At 64.1% G+C, this 18908-nt stretch carries 28 protein-coding genes; 16 read left to right on the top strand and 12 right to left on the bottom strand.

Annotation, left to right across the window (positions count from 1 at the left end):
- Window positions 1–23 precede the first annotated feature (23 nt).
- Entirely contained in the window at window positions 24–737 is a 714-nt protein-coding gene (locus ACJ0G7_RS10175) for a GAF domain-containing protein (protein WP_407396019.1), read from the top strand.
- Window positions 738–754: 17 nt separating this feature from the next.
- On the opposite strand, the gene ACJ0G7_RS10170 is transcribed toward ACJ0G7_RS10175, so the two are convergent.
- On the bottom strand, window positions 755–1507 hold the full coding sequence (locus tag ACJ0G7_RS10170) for a YdcF family protein (RefSeq protein ID WP_407396017.1): 753 nt from the start codon (window positions 1505–1507) through the stop codon (window positions 755–757).
- A 52-nt stretch (window positions 1508–1559) separates the two neighbouring features.
- Here ACJ0G7_RS10170 and ACJ0G7_RS10165 point away from each other — a divergent pair, with 52 nt between their 5' ends.
- Window positions 1560–3227: an ATP-dependent DNA ligase gene (locus ACJ0G7_RS10165; RefSeq protein WP_407396016.1), complete on the top strand. Its 1668-nt coding sequence runs from the start codon at window positions 1560–1562 to the stop codon at window positions 3225–3227.
- Here ACJ0G7_RS10165 and ACJ0G7_RS10160 read toward each other — a convergent pair.
- Window positions 3202–5019: an alpha-amylase family glycosyl hydrolase gene (locus ACJ0G7_RS10160; protein ID WP_407396015.1), complete on the bottom strand. Its 1818-nt coding sequence runs from the start codon at window positions 5017–5019 to the stop codon at window positions 3202–3204. The two genes, ACJ0G7_RS10165 and ACJ0G7_RS10160, sit on opposite strands and share 26 nt — an antisense overlap.
- Before the next feature lie 70 nt (window positions 5020–5089).
- Between ACJ0G7_RS10160 and ACJ0G7_RS10155 the strand changes: the two genes are divergently transcribed.
- From ACJ0G7_RS10155 to ACJ0G7_RS10130, 6 genes are all read left to right on the top strand, one after another.
- The gene (locus ACJ0G7_RS10155; protein WP_407396013.1) at window positions 5090–7552 is read left to right on the top strand and encodes a ligase-associated DNA damage response DEXH box helicase; all 2463 of its coding nucleotides are present in this window, start codon (window positions 5090–5092) and stop codon (window positions 7550–7552) included.
- 59 nt (window positions 7553–7611) lie between these two features.
- Entirely contained in the window at window positions 7612–8814 is a 1203-nt protein-coding gene (gene chrA / locus ACJ0G7_RS10150; RefSeq protein WP_407396011.1) for a chromate efflux transporter, read from the top strand.
- A gap of 1 nt (window position 8815) precedes the next feature.
- Window positions 8816–9352, top strand: coding sequence for a DUF1543 domain-containing protein (locus ACJ0G7_RS10145; RefSeq protein WP_407396010.1), 537 nt, complete (start codon window positions 8816–8818; stop codon window positions 9350–9352).
- Between the two features lie 47 nt (window positions 9353–9399).
- Window positions 9400–9699 carry a hypothetical protein gene (locus tag ACJ0G7_RS10140; RefSeq protein ID WP_407396008.1) on the top strand — a complete coding sequence of 100 codons (300 nt, stop codon included), beginning with the start codon at window positions 9400–9402 and terminating at the stop codon, window positions 9697–9699.
- Window positions 9696–9959: a hypothetical protein gene (locus tag ACJ0G7_RS10135; RefSeq protein ID WP_407396006.1), complete on the top strand. Its 264-nt coding sequence runs from the start codon at window positions 9696–9698 to the stop codon at window positions 9957–9959. Before ACJ0G7_RS10140 ends, ACJ0G7_RS10135 begins: the two co-directional genes overlap by 4 nt.
- A 153-nt stretch (window positions 9960–10112) precedes the next feature.
- Complete coding sequence (locus ACJ0G7_RS10130; protein WP_071839758.1) at window positions 10113–10211, top strand: adenylosuccinate lyase; 99 nt, start codon at window positions 10113–10115, stop codon at window positions 10209–10211.
- 3 nt (window positions 10212–10214) lie between these two features.
- Here ACJ0G7_RS10130 and ACJ0G7_RS10125 read toward each other — a convergent pair whose 3' ends face one another.
- A complete protein-coding gene (locus tag ACJ0G7_RS10125; RefSeq protein WP_407396005.1) occupies window positions 10215–10538 on the bottom strand; it encodes a molecular chaperone DnaJ in 324 nt (107 codons plus the stop codon).
- A 136-nt stretch (window positions 10539–10674) separates the two neighbouring features.
- Window positions 10675–10872, bottom strand: a complete 198-nt coding sequence (locus tag ACJ0G7_RS10120) for a hypothetical protein (protein ID WP_043690962.1) — start codon at window positions 10870–10872, stop codon at window positions 10675–10677.
- Between the two features lie 172 nt (window positions 10873–11044).
- On the opposite strand from ACJ0G7_RS10120, the gene ACJ0G7_RS10115 reads away from it, so the two are divergent.
- Window positions 11045–11518 carry a DUF427 domain-containing protein gene (locus ACJ0G7_RS10115; protein ID WP_043690961.1) on the top strand — a complete coding sequence of 158 codons (474 nt, stop codon included), beginning with the start codon at window positions 11045–11047 and terminating at the stop codon, window positions 11516–11518.
- Here the strand turns inward: ACJ0G7_RS10115 and ACJ0G7_RS10110 are convergent, their stop codons facing one another.
- From ACJ0G7_RS10110 to ACJ0G7_RS10100, 3 genes are read right to left on the bottom strand one after another with little or no spacing between them, the layout of a single operon-like run.
- Window positions 11519–12175, bottom strand: a complete 657-nt coding sequence (locus ACJ0G7_RS10110) for a class I SAM-dependent methyltransferase (protein ID WP_043690959.1) — start codon at window positions 12173–12175, stop codon at window positions 11519–11521.
- A 3-nt stretch (window positions 12176–12178) separates the two neighbouring features.
- Window positions 12179–12400: a chlorophyll a/b-binding protein gene (locus ACJ0G7_RS10105; RefSeq protein ID WP_186485413.1), complete on the bottom strand. Its 222-nt coding sequence runs from the start codon at window positions 12398–12400 to the stop codon at window positions 12179–12181.
- Complete coding sequence (locus tag ACJ0G7_RS10100) at window positions 12397–12852, bottom strand: hypothetical protein (protein ID WP_407396003.1); 456 nt, start codon at window positions 12850–12852, stop codon at window positions 12397–12399. The genes ACJ0G7_RS10105 and ACJ0G7_RS10100 overlap by 4 nt, the downstream gene beginning before the upstream one ends.
- Window positions 12853–12876: 24 nt before the next feature.
- Here ACJ0G7_RS10100 and ACJ0G7_RS10095 point away from each other — a divergent pair, with 24 nt between their 5' ends.
- The gene (locus tag ACJ0G7_RS10095) at window positions 12877–13413 is read left to right on the top strand and encodes a PAP/fibrillin family protein (protein WP_407396001.1); all 537 of its coding nucleotides are present in this window, start codon (window positions 12877–12879) and stop codon (window positions 13411–13413) included.
- A gap of 13 nt (window positions 13414–13426) precedes the next feature.
- On the opposite strand, the gene ACJ0G7_RS10090 is transcribed toward ACJ0G7_RS10095, so the two are convergent.
- Window positions 13427–14113 (bottom strand): peroxiredoxin-like family protein, encoded by a 687-nt coding sequence (locus ACJ0G7_RS10090; RefSeq protein ID WP_407395999.1) that lies wholly within the window; start codon window positions 14111–14113, stop codon window positions 13427–13429.
- 85 nt (window positions 14114–14198) lie between these two features.
- Between ACJ0G7_RS10090 and ACJ0G7_RS10085 the strand changes: the two genes are divergently transcribed.
- The gene (locus tag ACJ0G7_RS10085) at window positions 14199–14432 is read left to right on the top strand and encodes a hypothetical protein (protein WP_043690950.1); all 234 of its coding nucleotides are present in this window, start codon (window positions 14199–14201) and stop codon (window positions 14430–14432) included.
- Window positions 14433–14640: 208 nt separating this feature from the next.
- Here ACJ0G7_RS10085 and ACJ0G7_RS10080 read toward each other — a convergent pair whose 3' ends face one another.
- A complete protein-coding gene (locus tag ACJ0G7_RS10080) occupies window positions 14641–14844 on the bottom strand; it encodes a hypothetical protein (protein WP_407395997.1) in 204 nt (67 codons plus the stop codon).
- Window positions 14845–15019: 175 nt separating this feature from the next.
- On the opposite strand from ACJ0G7_RS10080, the gene ACJ0G7_RS10075 reads away from it, so the two are divergent.
- Window positions 15020–15199, top strand: a complete 180-nt coding sequence (locus ACJ0G7_RS10075) for a hypothetical protein (protein WP_071839757.1) — start codon at window positions 15020–15022, stop codon at window positions 15197–15199.
- 12 nt (window positions 15200–15211) lie between these two features.
- On the opposite strand, the gene ACJ0G7_RS10070 is transcribed toward ACJ0G7_RS10075, so the two are convergent.
- On the bottom strand, window positions 15212–15388 hold the full coding sequence (locus tag ACJ0G7_RS10070; RefSeq protein WP_371257641.1) for a hypothetical protein: 177 nt from the start codon (window positions 15386–15388) through the stop codon (window positions 15212–15214).
- A 2-nt stretch (window positions 15389–15390) separates the two neighbouring features.
- Here ACJ0G7_RS10070 and ACJ0G7_RS10065 point away from each other — a divergent pair, with 2 nt between their 5' ends.
- The 4 genes from ACJ0G7_RS10065 (at window position 15391) to ACJ0G7_RS10050 (ending at window position 17735) form a co-directional block, all read left to right on the top strand.
- Window positions 15391–15912, top strand: coding sequence for a hypothetical protein (locus ACJ0G7_RS10065; RefSeq protein WP_407395995.1), 522 nt, complete (start codon window positions 15391–15393; stop codon window positions 15910–15912).
- 72 nt (window positions 15913–15984) lie between these two features.
- Entirely contained in the window at window positions 15985–16494 is a 510-nt protein-coding gene (locus tag ACJ0G7_RS10060) for a hypothetical protein (RefSeq protein WP_043690944.1), read from the top strand.
- Between the two features lie 16 nt (window positions 16495–16510).
- Window positions 16511–16939, top strand: coding sequence for an NUDIX hydrolase (locus ACJ0G7_RS10055; RefSeq protein WP_407395994.1), 429 nt, complete (start codon window positions 16511–16513; stop codon window positions 16937–16939).
- Window positions 16932–17735, top strand: coding sequence for an ABC transporter ATP-binding protein (locus tag ACJ0G7_RS10050; RefSeq protein ID WP_407395993.1), 804 nt, complete (start codon window positions 16932–16934; stop codon window positions 17733–17735). The genes ACJ0G7_RS10055 and ACJ0G7_RS10050 overlap by 8 nt, the downstream gene beginning before the upstream one ends.
- On the opposite strand, the gene ACJ0G7_RS10045 is transcribed toward ACJ0G7_RS10050, so the two are convergent.
- Together ACJ0G7_RS10045 and ACJ0G7_RS10040 are read right to left on the bottom strand one after the other, a co-directional pair.
- Window positions 17716–17994, bottom strand: a complete 279-nt coding sequence (locus tag ACJ0G7_RS10045) for a DUF3764 family protein (protein ID WP_043690936.1) — start codon at window positions 17992–17994, stop codon at window positions 17716–17718. The two genes, ACJ0G7_RS10050 and ACJ0G7_RS10045, sit on opposite strands and share 20 nt — an antisense overlap.
- A 16-nt stretch (window positions 17995–18010) precedes the next feature.
- Entirely contained in the window at window positions 18011–18850 is an 840-nt protein-coding gene (locus ACJ0G7_RS10040) for a metal ABC transporter permease (RefSeq protein WP_043690934.1), read from the bottom strand.
- Window positions 18851–18908: the final 58 nt, after the last annotated feature.

Below are 18908 nucleotides of genomic sequence, written 5' to 3'. Positions count from 1 at the left end.
AAGGTTGAAAAGCGCCACGCTGAATGACCGGTCCTGCGCCAAAACCGGATAACGAGGTGGCGAGGCTGCGCGCGCTGAGTGAATACCGCATTCTTGGCAGCAAACCGGAGGAAAGTTTCGACAACATCACCAGCATGGCGGCCCTCATTTGCCATGCTCCGATTGCTCTGATCTCCATCGTTGATCACGACCGTCAGTGGTTCAAATCCAAGGTCGGTCTGGAGACGGAGGAAACACCGAGAGACTGGTCATTCTGCGCCCACACCATCCTCTCTCCGAAGCCGATGATCGTTGAGGACGCCCTCTTCGATGATCGCTTCAAGGACAATCCCCTGGTGAAGAAAGATCCCCACATCAGGCTCTACGCGGGATTCCCCCTGCAAACAAACAGACATCACCGGATCGGCACGTTGTGTGTGATCGACAGAATGCCGAAATCGCTGACATCAACGCAATACAAAATCATGGAGCGACTGGCAGCCCAGGTCGTCACTCTTCTGGAACTACGCAAACGTTCTCTGTCGTTGCTCGATGAATTCTGCAGGTTGCATCAACAGAAGGGAATGTTGTGTTCATGCAGTTATTGCCGCCAGGTTCGTGACAGCCAGGGCACATGGCATCCGCTCGAGGAGTTCATGATGCGTCACAGCACTCTGAACTTCAGTCACGGCATCTGTGAATCGTGCATGGAAGAGCATTTCCCAGACGTCGCAGCTCAGCAGGAACAGGTGGTCTGATCGCGGAACCAGCGGGATCACCAGGTGCGGTAGACGATCCTCCCGAGAAGTTCCCTCAAGGCCCGCGAGCTGCCATCGAGTCCGCTCGCGGTTGGCAGCCACTGCAGTGGATCCGCCCATGGCGACCCCGCCCAGGAACCACGGGCTTGAAAATCCACCGGGAACGGCACCACAGCGATGCCCTGGCGCTCGAACAGGCGCTGAGCCCTGCGCATGTGGAAAGCACTCGTGACGAGCAGCACCCGCCGGCGACCGGAGGGCAGCAGCGCCCGGATCTCCCTGGCCTCCTCTGCCGTGTTCAGCACCGGCCCTGTGGAGGTCATGGCATCAGCCGGAATCCCGAGAGCTCTGGCCTCGCTGAGGTAAAGACTCCCCTCGGGAGCGAGGCCCTTGCGGAACGGGTTCTGCCCCCCGGTGAACAGCAGCCTTGGAGCCCTGCCGGCCCGGAACAGCTCCACACCAGCGAGAAAGCGGTCGGGGTCATGCCACTCCACAACGCGGGAGGGGCCGGGTGCGGCGTGACGTCCTCCGCTGAGCACGACGATCGCGTCAGCCGTCGGGACCGATGGCGCTGAACGGCGTTGCCAGGGCCGTTCCACGCCTCGCCACAACCACTGGGACACCACGCCAGTGCTGAAGACCCAGAGCACCGTGATCGCCGAGATCAGCGGCCATCGCCACCGGGTGAACCCAGCCAGAAGCAACAGCCCGAGACTCAGACCGAGCGGCAGCACAAGCAGGGGCAGCAGCTTCGAAAGCAGAAACACCACGGCAACGGAGGCAGAGCGGCCCCGTCAGGATGGCGGTGACCGCCCGATCGGCATGCAGGCGTTCCAGGTTCTGTTCGACCGGCTGGATCAGGTCACCGGCACCCGAGCCAAGGTGACGGCCCTGGTGAACCATTTCCGGACCGTGCCGCCAGCGGATGCCGCCTGGGCACTCAGCCTGCTGCTGGGAAAACGCCGACGCCGGATGATCACCGGACGGCGCCTGAGAGAGATCCTGCAGGAGCAGAGCGGGATGCCCCAGTGGCTGATCGACGACTGCCACGGCCAGGTGGGCGACTCGGCCGAAACCATCAGCCTGTTGTGGCCGGCGGTGCGGCAGACCCTCGGGGACGAGCAGGCGTTCCGAGGCGAATCACTCGAGACCCGTCCGCTGCACTGGTGGATGGAATCCCTGCTGCCTGAGCTCAGCCGCCAGCAGGATGAGCAACAGGCGGAAGCCGTTCTGAAGCTCTGGTGTCAGGTGCCGGAGCCCCTGCATTTCATCGTCAACAAACTGCTCACCGGTGGCTTCCGGGTCGGCGTGTCCACAGGTCTGATCAGCCGTGCGGTGGCCGAGGCCTTCTCGCTCGATGAAAGCCTGGTGGTGCAGCGCCTGATGGGAGGGTTCGAACCATCGGCACAGGCCTTCTCCCGGCTCACCGCACCGGCCGGCTCGGAGGAGAGTCGCAGCAGTGCCGCCCCCTACCCGTTCTTCCTGGCCAGCCCCCTGGATCCCGAGCGGCTGTCCGGAGAACCAGCGGAGCACTGGTTGCTGGAGTGGAAATGGGATGGCATCCGCGGCCAGCTGATTCATCGCGGCACAGGGGTGTACCTCTGGAGCCGGGGCGAGGAGCTGGTCAACGACAGCTTCCCTGAACTGGTGACGGTGGGCGACGCCTTGCCGGATGGAACCGCACTGGATGGCGAGATCATCTGCTGGAACGAGGGTGCCGCCGCTCCGCTGGGGTTCGACACACTGCAACGACGGCTGGGTCGCAAAACGGTGGGCACCACCCTGAAGCGGGAGTGCCCGATGCGCTTCATCGCCTACGACCTGCTGGAGCTGAACGGTGCGGACATCCGCGATCAGCCGCTGAGGCAACGCCGCCAGCAGCTCTCGGCCGTGCTCGAGCAGGTCAGCCATCCCGAGCGCTGGCGTCTGACCGCCAGCGTCGGCTGGTCCCTGGAGAGCTGGGCCGAGCTGGATGCCGAACGTCAGCGGGCCGTCGCTCAGCGGGCCGAGGGGCTGATGCTGAAACGCCTGGACTCCCCTTATCTCACCGGCCGCCGCCGCGGCCACTGGTGGAAGCACAAACTCGAGCCGATGACCCTCGACGCCGTGCTGCTGTACGCCCAGGCCGGCAGCGGTCGGAGAGCCAACCTGTTCACCGACTACACCTTCGGGCTCTGGAATGACGAGGATCCACCGCAGCTGGTGAGCTTCGCCAAGGCCTACTCCGGCCTCGATGATGCGGAGATCCTTGAGCTGGACCGCTGGATCCGCCGCAACACCGTGCAGCGGTTCGGGCCCGCCCGTTCCGTGAACTGCGAACTGGTCTTCGAGATCGGCTTTGAAGGCATCCATCCCTCCAGACGCCACAAGTCAGGGCTGGCGGTTCGTTTTCCGCGGATCCTGCGCTGGCGTCGTGACAAACCGGCCGGGGAAGCCGACCGGCTTGATGCTGCGCTGAACCTGATCAGAGACGGCTCCAGTTCAGGTTGAGCTTCAGGCGGCCCTGCAGCGGCAGGGTGTAGTGGCGATGCAGGACGTTCTCGTAAACAGGAGGACCTCCATCCCCCAGCACCACGGCCTTGTAGCGGATGCTGCGTCCGATGCTGCGGCTGAACGGAACCTCTGCAAACCAGCAATCCCCGTTGATGTACTCCAGCTCCACGGAAGCAGCCAGATCCCACTCCCCCAGTTCCGGACAATCGCCTGTGAGCACGATGCGCTCTCCGGGATGGGTGGCGTAGCCGTTGACGGCCACCTTCAGCACCACCGGGGCTTCAACGGAGTCCCCGACCACGCTGAACACCCGCCGGGCCATCGGTTCCAGGCGGATCTCGTCAATGGAGCCGTTGGTCACCTGAACGGTCTCCCCCGTGAGCAGACAGCGGTGCAGACCATCGGGCAGGTCGCACTGCGGGATGCCCAGGGTGAGCGGTTCGCCCTGGTTGAGCATCACCAGAACGCGGTTGTCCCGATACCGGCGGGAAAACACGTAGGTCGCGGGATTGATCCAGTGCTGCCGGTGGGATCCATAGGCGAGTGCGCGGTTCTCCTGACGCAGCGCCGTGAGAATCCGGATCAGGCCCACCAGGACGCCGTCCACATCCCAGGAGGTCATCATCGGCCGGTTGTAGGGATCGGCTCCACCGTTGGTGCTGTTCACCAGGTACTGCTCGGTGCCGTAGAAGAGACACGGGATCCCGCGCAGCGTCAGCAGCAGCACTGTGGCGAGTTCGAGCCTGCCGTGATCCGGACAGATCGAGAGGAACCGCGGCATGTCGTGATTGTCAAAGAAGGTCACCAGCTCATTCGCCCTGTCGTAGACGGGGTCCTGCCCCAGCAGGTCCTGCACGGCGCAGAACCCACGCTGGGAATTGGTGAAGGCCTCGCGGACCGCATCGCAGAGGCCGAAGTCGAGAATCGACATCCCGGTGTGATTCGCGTACTCCACCGTGCGCGGCTCCTCGGGGTTGCCGAAGCCGTATTCGCCGAAGATGAAGGTGCTGGGCTTGTGCGCCTGGATGTCCGTGACGAATTCCTGCCAGAACCACACCGGCATGTGCTTCACGGTGTCGATGCGAAGGGCATCGAATCCGGCATCCAGCCAGCTGCAGATCGCTGATTTGATGTAACGGCGATAGTCGGGATTCGACTCGTTGAAGGTCGCCAACCCCATCATTTCGAAGTGGATCAGCTGGAACTCGTCGTTCCAGTCCGTGATGCTCGGGTAATGGTGGTAAAAACCATTGACGTCATTGTTGAAATCAGCCAGAGGCTGACCGTCGTCGAGCACCACTCCCTTGCTGCCGTTGATCTCGGGCGAACTGTGGTTGCACACCACATCCAGGATCAACTTGATGCCTCGGGAATGCATGGTGTCCACGAGCCGACGCAGGGTCCTGGAGCGGTGCACACAGGTGTCATCGCCGGCATCGATGAAATGGGGATTGAGTCGTTTGAAGTCACGGGTCCAGTAGCCATGCATCGGGGCGAACTCGTGAAGCTTGTCGTCCACCTGCTCGAACAGGGGAGACAGCCAGAGGGCGGTGACACCGAGGGAGCAGAGGTAATCCGCCTTGGCGATCAGGCCCTCCAGATCTCCCCCCCAGTAGTTGCCCCAGTGCTGATGGGAGGGATCGAACAGACCGGCCCGGCCGACCTCGTCGTTGTCGACCGATCCGCTGAAAAAGCGGTCCACAACGATGAAATAGATGGTCTCCTTGCGGAAGTCCGCCTCCTCGACCACAAGCTGCTGGCTGCTGTCCCGTTGAATGAGCGCGGTCATGGAGCGGGGGCTGTCACTTCCCGTGCACTAGGTGCGGATGGTTAAGACAGCTGCAGAACGGAATCGCGCCGTGAGCCCTGACCCGATCCTGGTGCCGATCCAGTCCTGGTTCGAACGCCGGGGCTGGAGCCCGCTTCCCTTTCAGCAGCGCAGCTGGGCGGCCTATCTCGAGGGCCGCAGCGGTCTGATTCAGGTGCCCACCGGCTCCGGCAAGACCTTCGCCGCCGTGATGGGACCGATCGCCGCAATGCTGGCGGAAACGGGGGACCATCCGGGCATCCGACTGCTGTACATCACCCCCCTGCGCGCGCTCAGCCGTGATCTCGCCCTGGCGATCCGGGAGCCGATCACCGAGATGCGCTGGCCCTTGCGCGTGGGCATCCGCAACGGCGACAGCAGCAGCAGCGAACGCTCGAAACAGCTGAAGTCACCTCCCCAGATCCTGGTCACCACACCGGAATCGCTGACCCTGCTGCTCAGCAACAGCAAAGCGGAGGAGCTGTTCCGCCATCTCGACACGGTGGTGCTCGATGAATGGCACGAACTGATGGGCAGCAAGCGCGGCACGCAGACCGAGCTCTGCCTCAGCTGGCTGCGTCAGCAGCGGCCGTCGTTGCAGACCTGGGCGATCAGCGCCACCATCGGCAACCTCGCTCAGGCCGCCCGCCACGCTCTCGGCACGGACGGCGACCCGGTGATCATCGGGGGAGCACCGGCACGGGTCACGGAGATCCGCAGCCTGCTTCCGGAAACGATCGATGGCTTCCCCTGGGCCGGACATCTCGGGTTGCGGATGTACGAGGACCTGGTGGCGGCGATGAACCCAGGCATCAGCACACTGCTGTTCACCAACACCCGCAACCAGTCGGAACGTTGGTTCCAGTGCCTCAGATTCGCCTGCCCGGAGATGGAGGGAGCCCTGGCTCTGCACCACAGCGCCATCGACCGCAGCGAACGGGAGGCGATCGAAGCGTCGGTGAAGGCCGGCACGATCCGCTGGGTGGTGTGCACCAGCTCCCTGGATCTGGGGGTGGACTTCCAGCCCGTGGAGCAGGTGGTTCAGATCGGCAGCCCCAAGAACCTGGCGCGGCTGCTGCAACGGGCGGGACGCTCCGCGCACCTGCCGGGCGGAACCTCCCAGGTGCTGTTCATGCCCACGAATGCGCTGGAGCTGCTCGAACTCAGTGCGGTTCGACGCGGTCTGGAGGAAGGGCTGGTGGAACAGCGCAAACCACCGAATGCACCGTTGGACGTTCTGCTGCAGCACCTCACGAGCCTCGCCTGCGGAGCGGGATTCCACCCGGAGGAGACGTTGCGGGCCGTGCGCAGCAGTGCCGCCTTCTCCAACCTGGCTGAGGAGGACTGGGACTGGTGCCTTCGCTTCCTGGAACACGGCGGCGACTGCCTGGCGGCCTATCCCCGCTACCGGAAACTGGAATGGGATGAAGCGGTGCAGCGCTTCCGGGTGCGGGACAGCGCCATTGCACGGCTGCACCGGCTGAACATCGGCACGATCACCGCTGCACCAGCGATCACGGTGCGCTTCGTGCGGGGTGCCGTGCTCGGCCACGTGGAGGAAACCTTCATCGGCCAGCTGAAGCCCAAGGATGTGTTCTTCTTCTCTGGCCGCCAGCTGGAGTTCGTGCGGCTGCGGGACATGACCGCCTACGTGAAGGTGAGCAACCGCAAGAGCCGCACTGTGCCGGCCTGGGCGGGAGGTCAGATGGCGCTCTCGGATCTGCTGACCCACCACCTGCGTCTCGAGGTGGATCGGGCGAGCCGCGGTGAGCTGGACACTCCGGAACTGCAGGCCCTCACACCGCTGTTCGAACGTCAGCAGGATCTCTCGGTTCTCCCCCGCATCGGTCAGCTGCTGATCGAAACCTGCCGCACGCGGGAGGGAACCCATCTCTACGCCTACCCCTTCGAGGGACGCTTCGTGCATGAAGGCATCGGCTTTCTGTGGGCCTCCCGTCTCACACAGCTGGAGCGGGGCACGATCACCGTCTCGGTGAACGACTACGGCTTCGAGCTGCTGGCACCGAAGACCTACCCGATGGCGGAACTGCTGGAGGACCACAGCGATCTGCTGCTGAACACGGACCATCTGGAACGCGATCTGGAAGCGGCCCTCAACCTCTCGGAACTGCAACGGCGACGCTTCCGTGCCATCGCTCAGGTGGCCGGCCTGATGCATCGAGGCTTTCCAGGATCTGGCAAGAGCACCGGACAGCTGCAGATCAGTGCCTCGCTGCTGTTCGACGTGTTCGAACGCCATGAACCGCAGAACCGTCTGCTGCTGCAGGCGCGCCGTGAGGTGCTCGATGAACAGTTGGAGCTGTCGCGCCTGGAGGCAGCTCTGCAGCGGGCTGCACAGCAGGAATGGCTGCATGTGGCAACGCCGCGGCCCGGCCCCCTGGCCTTCCCGCTGCTGGTGGAGCGGCTCAACAACCGCATGAGCAACGAAACCGTTCTGGAACGCATTCAGAGGATGCAGGAGGAGGCGCTCCGACGGGAGCAATCAGGTGCGTGAGATCACGCTGCTGATCTCAGGAGAGATCTAAGTTTCGGGCGGATCGTCACACCGGGCGGATGAGCTCGACGCCATCAGCTGTGCCGGAGAAACAGAACGTGCCCTGGCCTCAGTTCGCCGGACTGTTCCTGCGCATCGGGGTGCTGGGTTTCGGAGGCCCCCAGGCCCACATCGCGATGCTGCGCAACGAGATCGTGGAGATCCGCCAGTGGGTGGATCCTGAGCGCTTCGAGGAAGGCCTCGGCCTCTGTGAAGCCTTGCCGGGGCCGGCCTCCAGTCAGATGGCGATCTACCTGGGATGGCTTCGCCATGGCTGGATCGGCGGACTGGTGAGCGGCACCTGCTTCCTGCTGCCCGGGATGCTGATCGTGCTGCTGCTCAGTGAGCTCTGGCGCAACGGGCAGGCACTTCCCAGCTTCACGACCGCGCTGCAGACCATCCAACCGGTGGTGGCCGCGATCATCTGGGCCTTCGCCTGGAAACTGATCCGCCGGCGCACCGAGCGGTGGCAGATCCTCACCGCCGCCCTGGTGATGCTGGGGGTTCTGCTCAATACCCTGGGCGACCTGCCGCTTCCCGCCGGTCTGCTGCTGCTGCTGGCGGGTCTGGCCCGGTTGTTCAGCGCCCCGCTGGACCAGTCGAAGGGAGCGGCACTGCTGCTGCCACTGCCCCTGGGTCTGACCGCTGGAGCCGGCAGCGCCGGAACCGGTCTGATGACAGGGCTGTTCAGCGTGTTCTTCAAGACCGGTCTGCTGGTGTTCGGCGGGGGGCTGGTGATCATTCCGCTCCTGCAGCAGCAGGTGGTGGAGCTGGGCTGGCTCAGCCCCGGCGAGTTTCTCGACGGTGTGGCGATCGGACAGATCTCCCCCGGGCCTGTGGTGCTGACCAGCACCTTCGTCGGCTACCAGGCGGGCTGGAATGCCGGAGGCTTCGCAGCGGGCCTGGCCGGCGCGGCGGCTGCCACGATCGGAATCTTCCTGCCCAGCTTCGGCTTCATCCTGCTGGCGACGCCGCTGCTGCAGCGCCTGCGCCGACAGCCACGGGTGCGGATGGTTCTGGAGGGATTGCTGGCAGGCGTTCCGGGAGCGGTGGCCGGGGCGGCGGTGTCGATCAGCGCAACAGCGCTGCAGGTGGGACTGCCCTGGATTCAGCTGCCGTTGTTTGTCGTGAGCCTCTGGCTGAGCGTCAGCGGGCGGATGAAACCACTGCCACTGATCGCCATCGCCCTGATGATCGGCGTGCTGATCGAAGCGCTGGTCTGAGATGGATCTGTTCCTCGTCGTTCTCGGCGGCCGAATCAAGGGATGTCATGTGGAACTTCACGACGTGCGCTGGGTGGTGGGCGACTGCTTTGACGACACCATCCCGGATCTGCGCCGGCAGTGGATCGGTCAGCGCCGGGGGATGCATGTGGACAGCTACCGGCGCATCACCCGTGTGGATGGCCACCGTGTGGAGGTGCTGGAAGAACCGGAGACGGAGGCCCGCAGGAGCGGAACACCGCAACTCTGGTTCGTGAACCTGGGCGCCTATGACCCGAACGACATGGCGGAACGCCATCGCTTCGGGCTGCTGGTGGCCACCTCATCCCAGGCCGCCAAGGCCAGGGCGAAACGGCTGTGGCTGAGGGAATACGACCAGGTGCACAAGGATGATCTGCACGGTCTGGCACCACCGGAGGAGCTGGATGATCTGCTGCCGATCGAAGGGAACGGACGCTGGCGGCTGCAGCTGACCCCGCTGGATCACGGCGAGGACCCTCCGGAGACACCGGACTGGTATGGCTATCGGGTGCTTTAGCGCCGCATCACCCCTACGGTTGCCTCGACATTCACGCTCGCGGCGACATGCTGACCTGGCTCGTGCCCGTCCTCGCCGCAGCCGGCGGTGCTGCCGCCGCGGCCGTGATCGGCTCCCGTCAGAACAGACATCTGCGTCGCCGCATTGATTTTCTGGTCAGCGCCTCCGCGTTCACGGTTCTGCGCCTGGAGCCCGCGGCCCGCGCGCAGGAGCTGCAGGGCATGAAGGAGCTGATCGAGCAGGCCGCCGGCAACCGCAGCCTGTCGCGGGGCAAGCGGGCCAATGCCGCCCTGGTGAAACAGGTTCATGACCTCGTTCTCTCCCGTGAGGCCGAGGCCGACAGATGAGCACACCGACACCACCGCTGCCGGATCACGATCGGGAGGAGTGGAGAGACTTCCTGCTCCAGGAAGTGGTCACGTATCTGGGAGACCACAAGGAGGAGATCATCGGTCGCTATCAGGAGCAGAGCCGCGGACGTCTGTCACGGGACCAGATCGAAGCGCAGGGGCTGCTCGACTTCGACGTCTCGATCACGCTTCACAGGGATCGACCATCCAGCTTCGGGCTCGGCCAGGGCTTTTTCAAGATCAACCTGATCCGCTGAGGCGCCTGGCTTTTCGGTGGTACGTTCGATCCGGACACAACTGGAAATGGACACCCAGCAGATCATCACCATCGGCACGCCGTTCCTCGTCTTCGGCGCCTTGTTCGTGGTTCTGGTTCTGATCTGGGAGAAGTGACGCCGACCGTCGTCGCGCTGTTCTGGACCCCGTATGCCGACTGGATCTACACGGTGGTGAGCCTCAGCGGACTGCTGCTGATCTGCTGGCTGGTGATCGGGCGCAGCAACGGCTGATCCTCAGCCCGGGATCGCTTCCATCTCAGGTTCGAGCAGAACGTCGCGAGCGTTGTTGAATCGGGTCATCATCTCCGGATCTCCGCCCTTGTCGGGGTGGTGCTGCACGGCGAGCAGCTTGTGAGCACGCTTCACCTGCTGCTCGGTGAGACGACCGGTGAGCGGCAGACCGAGGCTTTGACGGGCCTTGATCGCATCAATGTCGGGATCGCGGCCCATCGGGCACTGCTCACGCCGGTGATTCGACTTGCCGGGTTTTCGCTTGCCGCCGCTGCCACGCTTGCCGCCGCCGCCGTCACTGCCACCGAACCCCGCTGTCTTCGCCACCGTGAACGTCAGTACAAGGGCGCCACAATGACTGATCGCGGGCTCGGTCTCAAGTGATCTGGGTGACGCTCAGGTCTCCAGAACCACCGGACGGGCTGATCAAGCGAGACGTGTGAGCCCGCCTGATCGCAGTGACTCAGGCGAAAGAAGGGGGATTGATCAATGCACACTGCGGAGTGCTGATCAGGTCGTAGCCGCTGCGGATGCGACTCGCACGGGGATCGAGAACGGTGCTCAGACGCTGGCCTTCCGAAGTGGCTTCCAGAACGATCTGCTGACCGATGAGAACGATCCGGAACGTCCAGGGGAGCAGGCCGGGAAGGGTGAATGTCATGCCGGACCTGTCGGTATCCGAAAGATGCCCCACTATTGGCACATGTCCAGCCTTGAAATGGGAACGATTCGGTTAAGCCGGGGAGAGTCTTAATAATCCCTTCAGAATAAAAACCTCTGCGGCAGAGAATTGCTCACCAGCATCAATTTCATCGCGTCTTTATCACGAAATCATGACCGTGGAACGGGTCAGCAGCTACCCAAGACCCCCTCGCCTCGAGCCCAGCCATGAGCACATCCTGGTGAAGGCTCTGGGGCAGACCCTGGTGGAAACGACCCGCAGCCTGCGGGTGCTCGAGACCTTTCATCCACCGACCTACTACCTGCCGCCGGAGGCGATGCGATCGGATCTGATCCAACCGGTGGGCGGACGACCATCGTTCTGCGAATGGAAGGGGGTCGCCAGCTACTTCGATGTCGTCGTTGCAGACCGACGTCTGGCCCGAGCGGTCTGGACCTATCCGAGTCCATCGGAGCGATTCCGCGAGCTGGCCGGCTGGTTCGCCCTCTATCCACAGATGATGGATGGGTGCTGGGTTGAGGGAGAACGGGTCATCCCGCAACAGGGGGGGTTCTACGGAGGCTGGATCACCTCCCGGGTGGAGGGACCCTTCAAAGGGGATCCGAACCACCCTGAGTTGATCTGATCAGCCCAGAGCCTTGTTGGCCACCACCGCAAAGAACGGATCGCCCTTGCCTCCGAGCAGACCCATCACGCCCTGCCCACGGGTCTGTTCGGCGATGATCTCGGGCTTCGGCCATCCCTGGGCCATCAGCACGGTGGCGACGTAGGAGAGGTGATCGCGGTCGTCACCATCGGTCCAGATCTGGGGTGCCTTGCTGAAGAACATCCGGTTGCTGAAGGCGCAGATCAGCACCCCGTTCGGCCGGGTCACTCGAAGAAGCTCAGCGGCGATGGCCTCCGGCTGCTGCAGATACTGCCAGCCCGCCACGATCAGGGTGACGTCAACACTGGCATCCTCAAGCGGCAGCACCTGATCGCGGTTGAGGTTCTGGACCCAGTGGCGGTCGAGCCGTGGATTCGCCGCCAGCTCCTCGTCATTGAGACCGTGACCGATCACCTCGTCGTAGGCGATCTCCTCAGGCAGGTGGCTGACCCAGCTGCTCATCAGATCCAGCACCACGGCGCAGGGGGGGATCCGCTCCCGGTAGAGCTGCGTCAGGGTCGCCCGGAAGCCGGCATCCAGGTGATGCACGAAGCGGGGCTCGCTGTAGAAGAGAGCATCGTCACTGCCATCCAGCTTGTAGCGCTGGGACTCTTCAAGAACGCGGACGGCGGGCATCGCTCAGCCCAGCTCCAGGTACCAGCGCACCACCGCCGTCAGCTGACCGACGATGCCGTGTCCGCTGATCAGTTCCCCGACCACGGCGGCCGTGAAACCGATCATCGCGGCTCTGCCGTTGAGACGTTCGACGGAAGCCAGGGCCGTTGTGTTCCACGGGCGGGCGGTGGTGAGGGATTCCCCGAATCGCTCCGGTTGTTCGTACAGAAAGGCCGGGCGGGTCATGACTGCCTGCAGATCCAGCGGACCTTAACGGCCGTGTCGGGTCGACCGGGGTAGGGGCCCCACTCACCGGATTCATTCCGGCGTTCCATCACGCCCAGATCACAGCGGGCGCGCATCGGGATCGATCGCACGGTCCAGGCTCGCTCTCCGGCCCGCCGCAGCATCACAGCCGCCTCGAAGGTGACCACATCTCCGGAGCGGCTGGGATTGCTCAGATACTCGCCGGCCTCGAGGCGATCCGTGCCCATCGAGTCCATGTACACCCAGTCCGCAGCAGGAAGGCGTCCGGAGGCGAGCAGACGATCACGGCGGATCCTCCAGGCCTCCGGCTCCGCAGCCGGCGCCCAGGCCTCCGATGCCAGCAACGGATGAGGGGCCGTCAAAGGAGCCGTCAGCAGGGCCAGCAGAAGGCCACACAGACGACGGCGGATCGGACGCGGACCGGACAGCATGGCGGCACCTGAACTGCAGGGACGGTGACACAGACGCGGAACACACTGCTGGAGCGGCTGCGCCACGACCCTTCCGCCAAGGATCTACCCCAGCTGGTGGACCGGTTGGAACAGGAGCAGCCGGCGGACCTGCCCCTTGACGCTGATCTGCTGAGCGGGGTCTGGGAGCTGCGCTGGAGCAGCTCGACGCAACCCTGGCTGAAACAGGCTCCCTGGCTGGACAACCTGCAGGCCCTGGATCCGGAGAATGGGCGCGGCTGCAACCTGCTGCGGCTGAGAGGTGCTCTGGGGGTTCTCGCCGGCATCAGCGTTCAGGCCGATCTGAAACAGCTGGAGGGATGTCGTGTGGAGGTCCGCTTCCGCCGCGGAGGCTGGGTGGGACCGCAGCTGCCCGGTGGCGGACGCCTGCAACTGCTGCGGGATGTGCAGCAGAGCTTCCCGGCCTGGCTCGACATCACCGTGCTGGATCAGCAGCTGCGCATCTGCCGCGGCAATGCCGGCACCACGTTCGCCCTGCTGCGTCGAGACGATCTGTCCCTGAACGACCTGTTCGACACCTGACGGTGAGGATCGTTCAGACCGCCAGATAGGGATCCAGAAACTGGAGAGGACGATTCATCGTTTCGGAGAACCCGAGGATGCCGCGATCGCGATGCTCGTAGAGCAGGGAATCGTCCTCTTCGAGCAGAAAGGTGCCGCCGCGCTGACACATCCAGCGATCGTCCGGCACATATCGGCGCCAGCGACCCAGCACCTCGATCATGTTGTTCAACCGCACCGTGGCCAGTTCGAACGGTCTCTGGAACCCGTCGCCCCCAGCAAGCCGGAACAGGGGGCTGTCAAACCGCTGCGCTGCCGAGCGATCGCCGCTGTAACCACGGAACACCTCGGCGAGGGTTCCAGGGGAGCCGAACCCGGCGCACATCAGCAGCAGATCAGGCCAGGCACCTGCCCCGGTGGCGAGTCCTTCGTACAGGCCACAGGCGCGGTGCAGCTGCGCATCGCTCTCCACCTGCAGCCGATCGCGGGGAAAGCCGGTGAAGGTCGCAAAACGCTCGGCTCCAGCAGAATCCCCGATGCCGATGGCCAGCAGGCGGATGCCGGCCCGATCCAGAGAAGGAAGTGCCGGCACCAACGCCTGGGCGTACTCCAGGGAGTCGAAATCCCCGAGCTGACTGAACAGCAGCACCAGTCGCCGGCAACCCCGCTGCATTTCGGGGATTTCAGCGAGACGGTCCAGCAGGGGCTGAGGTGGGGTCATGAAGGGGTGGCGTCAACGGCAGGTTGACATCGATCGGTGATCAGGCGAATTGGCCAGACTCCTCCCATCGGGAACTGCCTGAGGAATGACGTTCGCAATTTCAGTCGGCGAAGACTCGCGGCAGTACCGCCAGGTGGGCGACTACGAGGATCTCGACGAAGCGATGGAAGCCTTCAATGAGCTGATCAACCGACGGAACTGGAGCGAGAGCGATTTGGTGGTGGCGTTGAGTGATCGTCGCTCCGGAAAACGGTTGGCTCAGTACGGACTGCAGGATTTCAACTATGAACAGCACGGATCACCAGAGCTTGAAGGTTGAAGCTTGAGGAGGCCAGTCGTGCAACATCTGGAAGAGACCGATCAGCACGGGAACGACCCGAGGAAAATCTGGAGGTGGCATCACCTCCAGACCGCGACGCAACCAAGGTCTTCTTCCTGTTGAGACCTCGGTGAACGCAGTGAACCCCTGGGAGTGATGCTGTCGATACCCCCAAATGGGGTGCTGAATCACTCCGGGATTCGATGGATCAGGCCACCTCCCGGGACTCTGGGTCTTCTGCTTGGGAGCGAAGGAAGCGTTTCATCTGGGCCGACTCGTAACCGGTCAGCGCGACATCGTTCTGGACGTCGCAGACGTCGGTTTCAGCCAGGACTGGATCAACCGAGCAGAGACGTTTCATCAGCTCCTGATGGTCGTGCTCAGACAGGGAGCCATCCGCAGACCACTTCAAGCAGGTTCGACCGGTGAACGTTTGATGAAAAGCCGACGGGGCCATTGCTGCCTCCTGCCTTGATGGGACCAACCTCCCAACAGGACGAAACGGATCGATACCCCCAAACAGGTGCAATTGCTATCGGTTGGATCTGAACCAACAAGCTCCGCTTCCCTCGGTGTTCAATGGCTTCATGACCAACAGCACCCCGAATCTCGTCGCTTGGATGGCCGAGTACCAGAGGTATCTGGACTTGGTCGACGCAGGGGCTGCGGAAGACGCTGCCGCTCTCAGGCTGGAAATCGAGGAGGGGTTGAAATGGGTGGAGTTGAGCTGGGCTGACCTGGAATTTGCGGTTGGTCAGAAGAGCTGAGGCTCAGCCCGTTCACGCGTCGTCGTTGGGTCCGTCCTCTTCACCTGCGGAACGACGGCGTTCCACCTGAACGAACACGAGCCAGGCGAGGCTGGCCAGACCACCGCCGACCCAGTCGCTGCGCAGCAGTTCAACGATCGCAATCGTGCTGGATCCGATGCGGAGGCCACGCAGGAGAAATGTCGTCAAAGATGGCAGGGCTGCGTCTGCCCATGATCCCAACCCACAGCCTTCCCAGCGACAGCCTTCCCAGCGGCGAGGATCTGCTGGCTCTCGAGCGGCAGTGCCGCCGCAGCGGCAGCGGCATCACCATGGCCTCCCTGATCGGGACCTGGCGGCTCAGGGCCACATGGAGCCGTGACGGAACCCCGGCTCCGGCAGCCTCCGCGGCCCTGCTCAGAGGACTCGGCGCCTGCCTGATCCTCAGCGGAGAGGAGACGGACGGAGCCCTGCGGATCGCCAATCAGGTGAATCTCGGTTCGCTGCGTCTTCGCTTCGATGGAGAGGCCGAACTCACAGGTCGACGGCCGCTGCTGATGTTCAGCTTCAGGAGCGTTCGCCTCAGCCTTGGCACGCTGACGCTGTTCGAGCGGGGCCTGCCGCAGCCCGACGCCCGACGCATGCCGTTCTTCGCGCTGATCGGTCTGGATCGGGAACAGGGTCGGCTCAGCGCCAGAGGACGCGGCGGCGGACTGGCCCTCTGGATGCGCTAGGCGAGACAGACGGGACCAGGGACTTGCACCCGATCCGACGAGGGGATGTGATGACCGCAGCGCCTGTTCCCCATGACGACATCCAACCGTCGCGACGAGCTGCTGCTGGCTTACCGCTGGCCCGCAGCCATCGTGGTCTCCAGCATCGTGCTCGCGGCGGCAGCGGTGGTGCTCGCCTGGACCGCGGTCCGTCTGCTGAGGAATCCGATCCCGGTGCGCATCGAGGGCGGACTGGATGTGGAACGTCTGGTGATGCCCGCGGCCATCACGATCCGCACCGAAGACCCGCTGCCCGTGACAGGCACGGTCGGCGTGAAGGATCAGGTCGAGATCAGCGGCCAGGCGCCGCTGGCGATCAAGGGCCCGATCACCGTTCGGAGCATCGAGGCCCCGGTGAAGGTCGGTGGTGCGGTGACAGCCCGGGTGGATGCCATCGAACAACCCATCAGCGTGACCGCCAGGGACAGCTTCCCCGTGACCGGAACGGTGAAGGTGGACGACACGGTCCGCATCGGGGGGTCGGTGAAAGTGGAGGGCAAGGTCGGCGCCGACGTTCACCCGAAGCTGCTGCCCATCAAATGATTCGGCAGACCGTTCGATGACCTACTCCGTCGCCCTGGCGATGCTGCAACGCGACGGCTGCTGGCTGCTGCAGCTGCGCGATGACATCGACACGATCATCTACCCGGGCCACTGGGGTCTGTTCGGCGGACACGTCGAAGCGGGAGAGGCCCCGGAGCAGGCGGTGCTGCGCGAACTGGAGGAGGAGATCGGCTGGAGACCGGAGACGGCCCTGCCGCTCTGGTTCAGCCACGACAACGGCAGCCGCATCGCCCATGTGTTCCGAGGAGACCTGACCGATCCGATCGAACGTCTGCATCTGCAGGAGGGGCAGGACCTGAAGCTGACATCGTTGGAGGAACTGAGCAGCGGCCACGTCTGGAGCGATCATTGCGGCGAGACGCGGCCGATCGCTCCTGGCCTCCGGGTGGTGATCGACCGGCTGCTGGCGGAAGCCGATGGCTGAGGTGTGGTTCGAAGCCCGGCAGGTGGAGGCCTGGCTGAGCGGCAGGCCCGTGATCCAACAGCTCAATCTGACCCTTGCACTGGGGCAGTCGACAACGGTGCTGGGACCCAACGGGGCCGGCAAAAGCACGTTGGTGAAACTGATCGAGCGCAGCCTCCATCCGATCGTGCAGGCTGACGCCCACCTGAAGCTGTTCGGCAGCGAGACGGTGAATCTCTGGCAGCTGCGAAGCCGGCTCGGGGTGGTGACCACGGAGCTGGAAACGCGTTTTCCCCCAGGGGTCGAAGCCCGTGATGTGGTGCTCAGCGGCCTGTTCGGCTCGATGCGTCTCGGCCGGGATCAGACGCCCACCCCCGACCAACGCCGCCATGGCGATGCCCTGCTGCACCAGCTGGGTCTGGAGACCATCGCAGAGCAGCGCTTCGGGCAGCTGTCCGATGGCCAGCGACGACGGCTGATGATCGCCCGCGCCCTCGTGCACTCGCCCGAGGTTCTGGTGCTCGATGAACCGAGCCGTGCCCTTGATCTGAAGGCCGCCCATCAGCTGCTGCAGACCCTGCGGCAGTTGTGCCGCAACGGCACGACGGTGGTGCAGGTGACGCATCGCATCGACACCATCGTTCCTGAAATGCAGCGGGTGCTGTTTCTGGATGGTGGAACTGTGGTGGGGGATGGATCACCGGCACAGATGCTCACCGCCGAGCGGCTGAGCGCTCTGTTCGACACCGATCTCACCGTGGTTGAGGCCAACGGCTACCGGCAGGTGCTGCCGGCCTTCAGGCCAGCCAGCGGGTGATCACGGTGCCGTCGTAGACGTGTCCGGAGGCTTCCACCACAGGCTTGGTCTCCGGGTTGATGAACACATCGTGGAGGACGTTCTCAGGCCCCTGGAACATCACGGTGGCCCGCGTCGGATCGTCCTTGCAGACACCGATGTAGAAGGTGCTGACGCCCATCTGAGCGAACATCGCCTGCTGCTCCGGGGCGTTCATGTGATCGCGGTACTCCTCGAAGCTGTTGCTGAGCCTGAAATCCAGAACAGTGGTCTCGGTCATGGATGCGAACCGCGGATCAGGGGCTGAGGTTGGAGTGACTCCTCAGCACACCATGGCGGGGGGCCAGCAGAAAGGCCAGCAGGAACTGGGCCGTCTGCACCAGCACGATGCAACCGGCTGTGGAGCTGTCGCTCCAGTAGCTGATGAACACCCCCAGCACACTGGAGAGCACGCTGCTGAGCACCGCCAGCAGGGTCATCCGATCGAAGCGATCCGTGAGCAGGTAAGCCGTGGCCCCGGGGGTCACCAGCATCGCCACCACCAGGATGATGCCGACGGTCTGCAGACCGGCGACGGCAGCCAGCGACAGCAGCCCCAGCAGCATGTAGTGGAGCAGTCCGGTGTTGATGCCGATCGAGCGGGCGTGGGTGGGATCGAAGCAGAACAGCATCAGATCGCGCCGGAACAGCAGCAGCAGCGACACCACCAGAGCGGAGATGAGCAGGGTCTGCTGCAGGTCGGCCGAGGAGATGCCCAGAACGTTGCCGAACAGGATGTGGGTGAGGTCGATGTTGCTGCGGGTCTTCGACACCAGCACCAGCCCGAGGGCGAAGAAACCGGTGAACACCAGACCGATCACCGTGTCCTCCTTCACGCGCGATTTCTGCTTGACGAAGCCGATGGCAGCCACCGAGCCGACGCCGAAGACGAAGGCACCGAGGGAGAACGGCAGGCCGAGGGCATAGGCCACCACCACGCCGGGAAGCACCGCATGGGAAACGGCGTCGCCCATCAGCGCCCAGCCCTTGAGCGTCATGTAGCAGGAGAGCAGACCGCAGACTCCTCCCACCAGGGCACTGACCAGCAGCGCCCGCACCATGAAGGCATGACTGAGGGGGTCCAGCAGGAACGACATCACCGCCGCATCGGGCCGCAGACCTCAGTCTTTCAGTCCGGTCGACCGGGCAGGTCCA

The sequence above is a fragment of the Parasynechococcus sp. genome (assembly GCF_045559935.1).
GTDB lineage: Bacteria > Cyanobacteriota > Cyanobacteriia > PCC-6307 > Cyanobiaceae > Parasynechococcus.
The sequence above is the reverse complement of the archived record's forward strand: the minus strand, read 5'-3'. Positions and strand labels throughout refer to the sequence as shown.

What these genes read in the sequence shown, in the direction of transcription:
- ACJ0G7_RS10175 (WP_407396019.1), top strand. Translation starts at nt 24, where the DNA reads ATGACCGGTCCTGCGCCAAAACCGGATAACGAGGTGGCGAGGCTGCGC.
- ACJ0G7_RS10165 (WP_407396016.1), top strand. Translation starts at nt 1,560, where the DNA reads ATGCAGGCGTTCCAGGTTCTGTTCGACCGGCTGGATCAGGTCACCGGC.
- ACJ0G7_RS10160 (WP_407396015.1), bottom strand. Translation starts at nt 5,019, where the DNA reads ATGACCGCGCTCATTCAACGGGACAGCAGCCAGCAGCTTGTGGTCGAG.
- chrA (WP_407396011.1), top strand. Translation starts at nt 7,612, where the DNA reads ATGAGCTCGACGCCATCAGCTGTGCCGGAGAAACAGAACGTGCCCTGG.
- ACJ0G7_RS10145 (WP_407396010.1), top strand. Translation starts at nt 8,816, where the DNA reads ATGGATCTGTTCCTCGTCGTTCTCGGCGGCCGAATCAAGGGATGTCAT.
- ACJ0G7_RS10140 (WP_407396008.1), top strand. Translation starts at nt 9,400, where the DNA reads ATGCTGACCTGGCTCGTGCCCGTCCTCGCCGCAGCCGGCGGTGCTGCC.
- ACJ0G7_RS10135 (WP_407396006.1), top strand. Translation starts at nt 9,696, where the DNA reads ATGAGCACACCGACACCACCGCTGCCGGATCACGATCGGGAGGAGTGG.
- ACJ0G7_RS10120 (WP_043690962.1), bottom strand. Translation starts at nt 10,872, where the DNA reads ATGACATTCACCCTTCCCGGCCTGCTCCCCTGGACGTTCCGGATCGTT.
- ACJ0G7_RS10115 (WP_043690961.1), top strand. Translation starts at nt 11,045, where the DNA reads ATGACCGTGGAACGGGTCAGCAGCTACCCAAGACCCCCTCGCCTCGAG.
- ACJ0G7_RS10110 (WP_043690959.1), bottom strand. Translation starts at nt 12,175, where the DNA reads ATGCCCGCCGTCCGCGTTCTTGAAGAGTCCCAGCGCTACAAGCTGGAT.
- ACJ0G7_RS10105 (WP_186485413.1), bottom strand. Translation starts at nt 12,400, where the DNA reads ATGACCCGCCCGGCCTTTCTGTACGAACAACCGGAGCGATTCGGGGAA.
- ACJ0G7_RS10100 (WP_407396003.1), bottom strand. Translation starts at nt 12,852, where the DNA reads ATGCTGTCCGGTCCGCGTCCGATCCGCCGTCGTCTGTGTGGCCTTCTG.
- ACJ0G7_RS10090 (WP_407395999.1), bottom strand. Translation starts at nt 14,113, where the DNA reads ATGACCCCACCTCAGCCCCTGCTGGACCGTCTCGCTGAAATCCCCGAA.
- ACJ0G7_RS10085 (WP_043690950.1), top strand. Translation starts at nt 14,199, where the DNA reads ATGACGTTCGCAATTTCAGTCGGCGAAGACTCGCGGCAGTACCGCCAG.
- ACJ0G7_RS10075 (WP_071839757.1), top strand. Translation starts at nt 15,020, where the DNA reads ATGACCAACAGCACCCCGAATCTCGTCGCTTGGATGGCCGAGTACCAG.
- ACJ0G7_RS10065 (WP_407395995.1), top strand. Translation starts at nt 15,391, where the DNA reads ATGGCAGGGCTGCGTCTGCCCATGATCCCAACCCACAGCCTTCCCAGC.
- ACJ0G7_RS10060 (WP_043690944.1), top strand. Translation starts at nt 15,985, where the DNA reads ATGACGACATCCAACCGTCGCGACGAGCTGCTGCTGGCTTACCGCTGG.
- ACJ0G7_RS10055 (WP_407395994.1), top strand. Translation starts at nt 16,511, where the DNA reads ATGACCTACTCCGTCGCCCTGGCGATGCTGCAACGCGACGGCTGCTGG.
- ACJ0G7_RS10050 (WP_407395993.1), top strand. Translation starts at nt 16,932, where the DNA reads ATGGCTGAGGTGTGGTTCGAAGCCCGGCAGGTGGAGGCCTGGCTGAGC.
- ACJ0G7_RS10045 (WP_043690936.1), bottom strand. Translation starts at nt 17,994, where the DNA reads ATGACCGAGACCACTGTTCTGGATTTCAGGCTCAGCAACAGCTTCGAG.
- ACJ0G7_RS10040 (WP_043690934.1), bottom strand. Translation starts at nt 18,850, where the DNA reads ATGTCGTTCCTGCTGGACCCCCTCAGTCATGCCTTCATGGTGCGGGCG.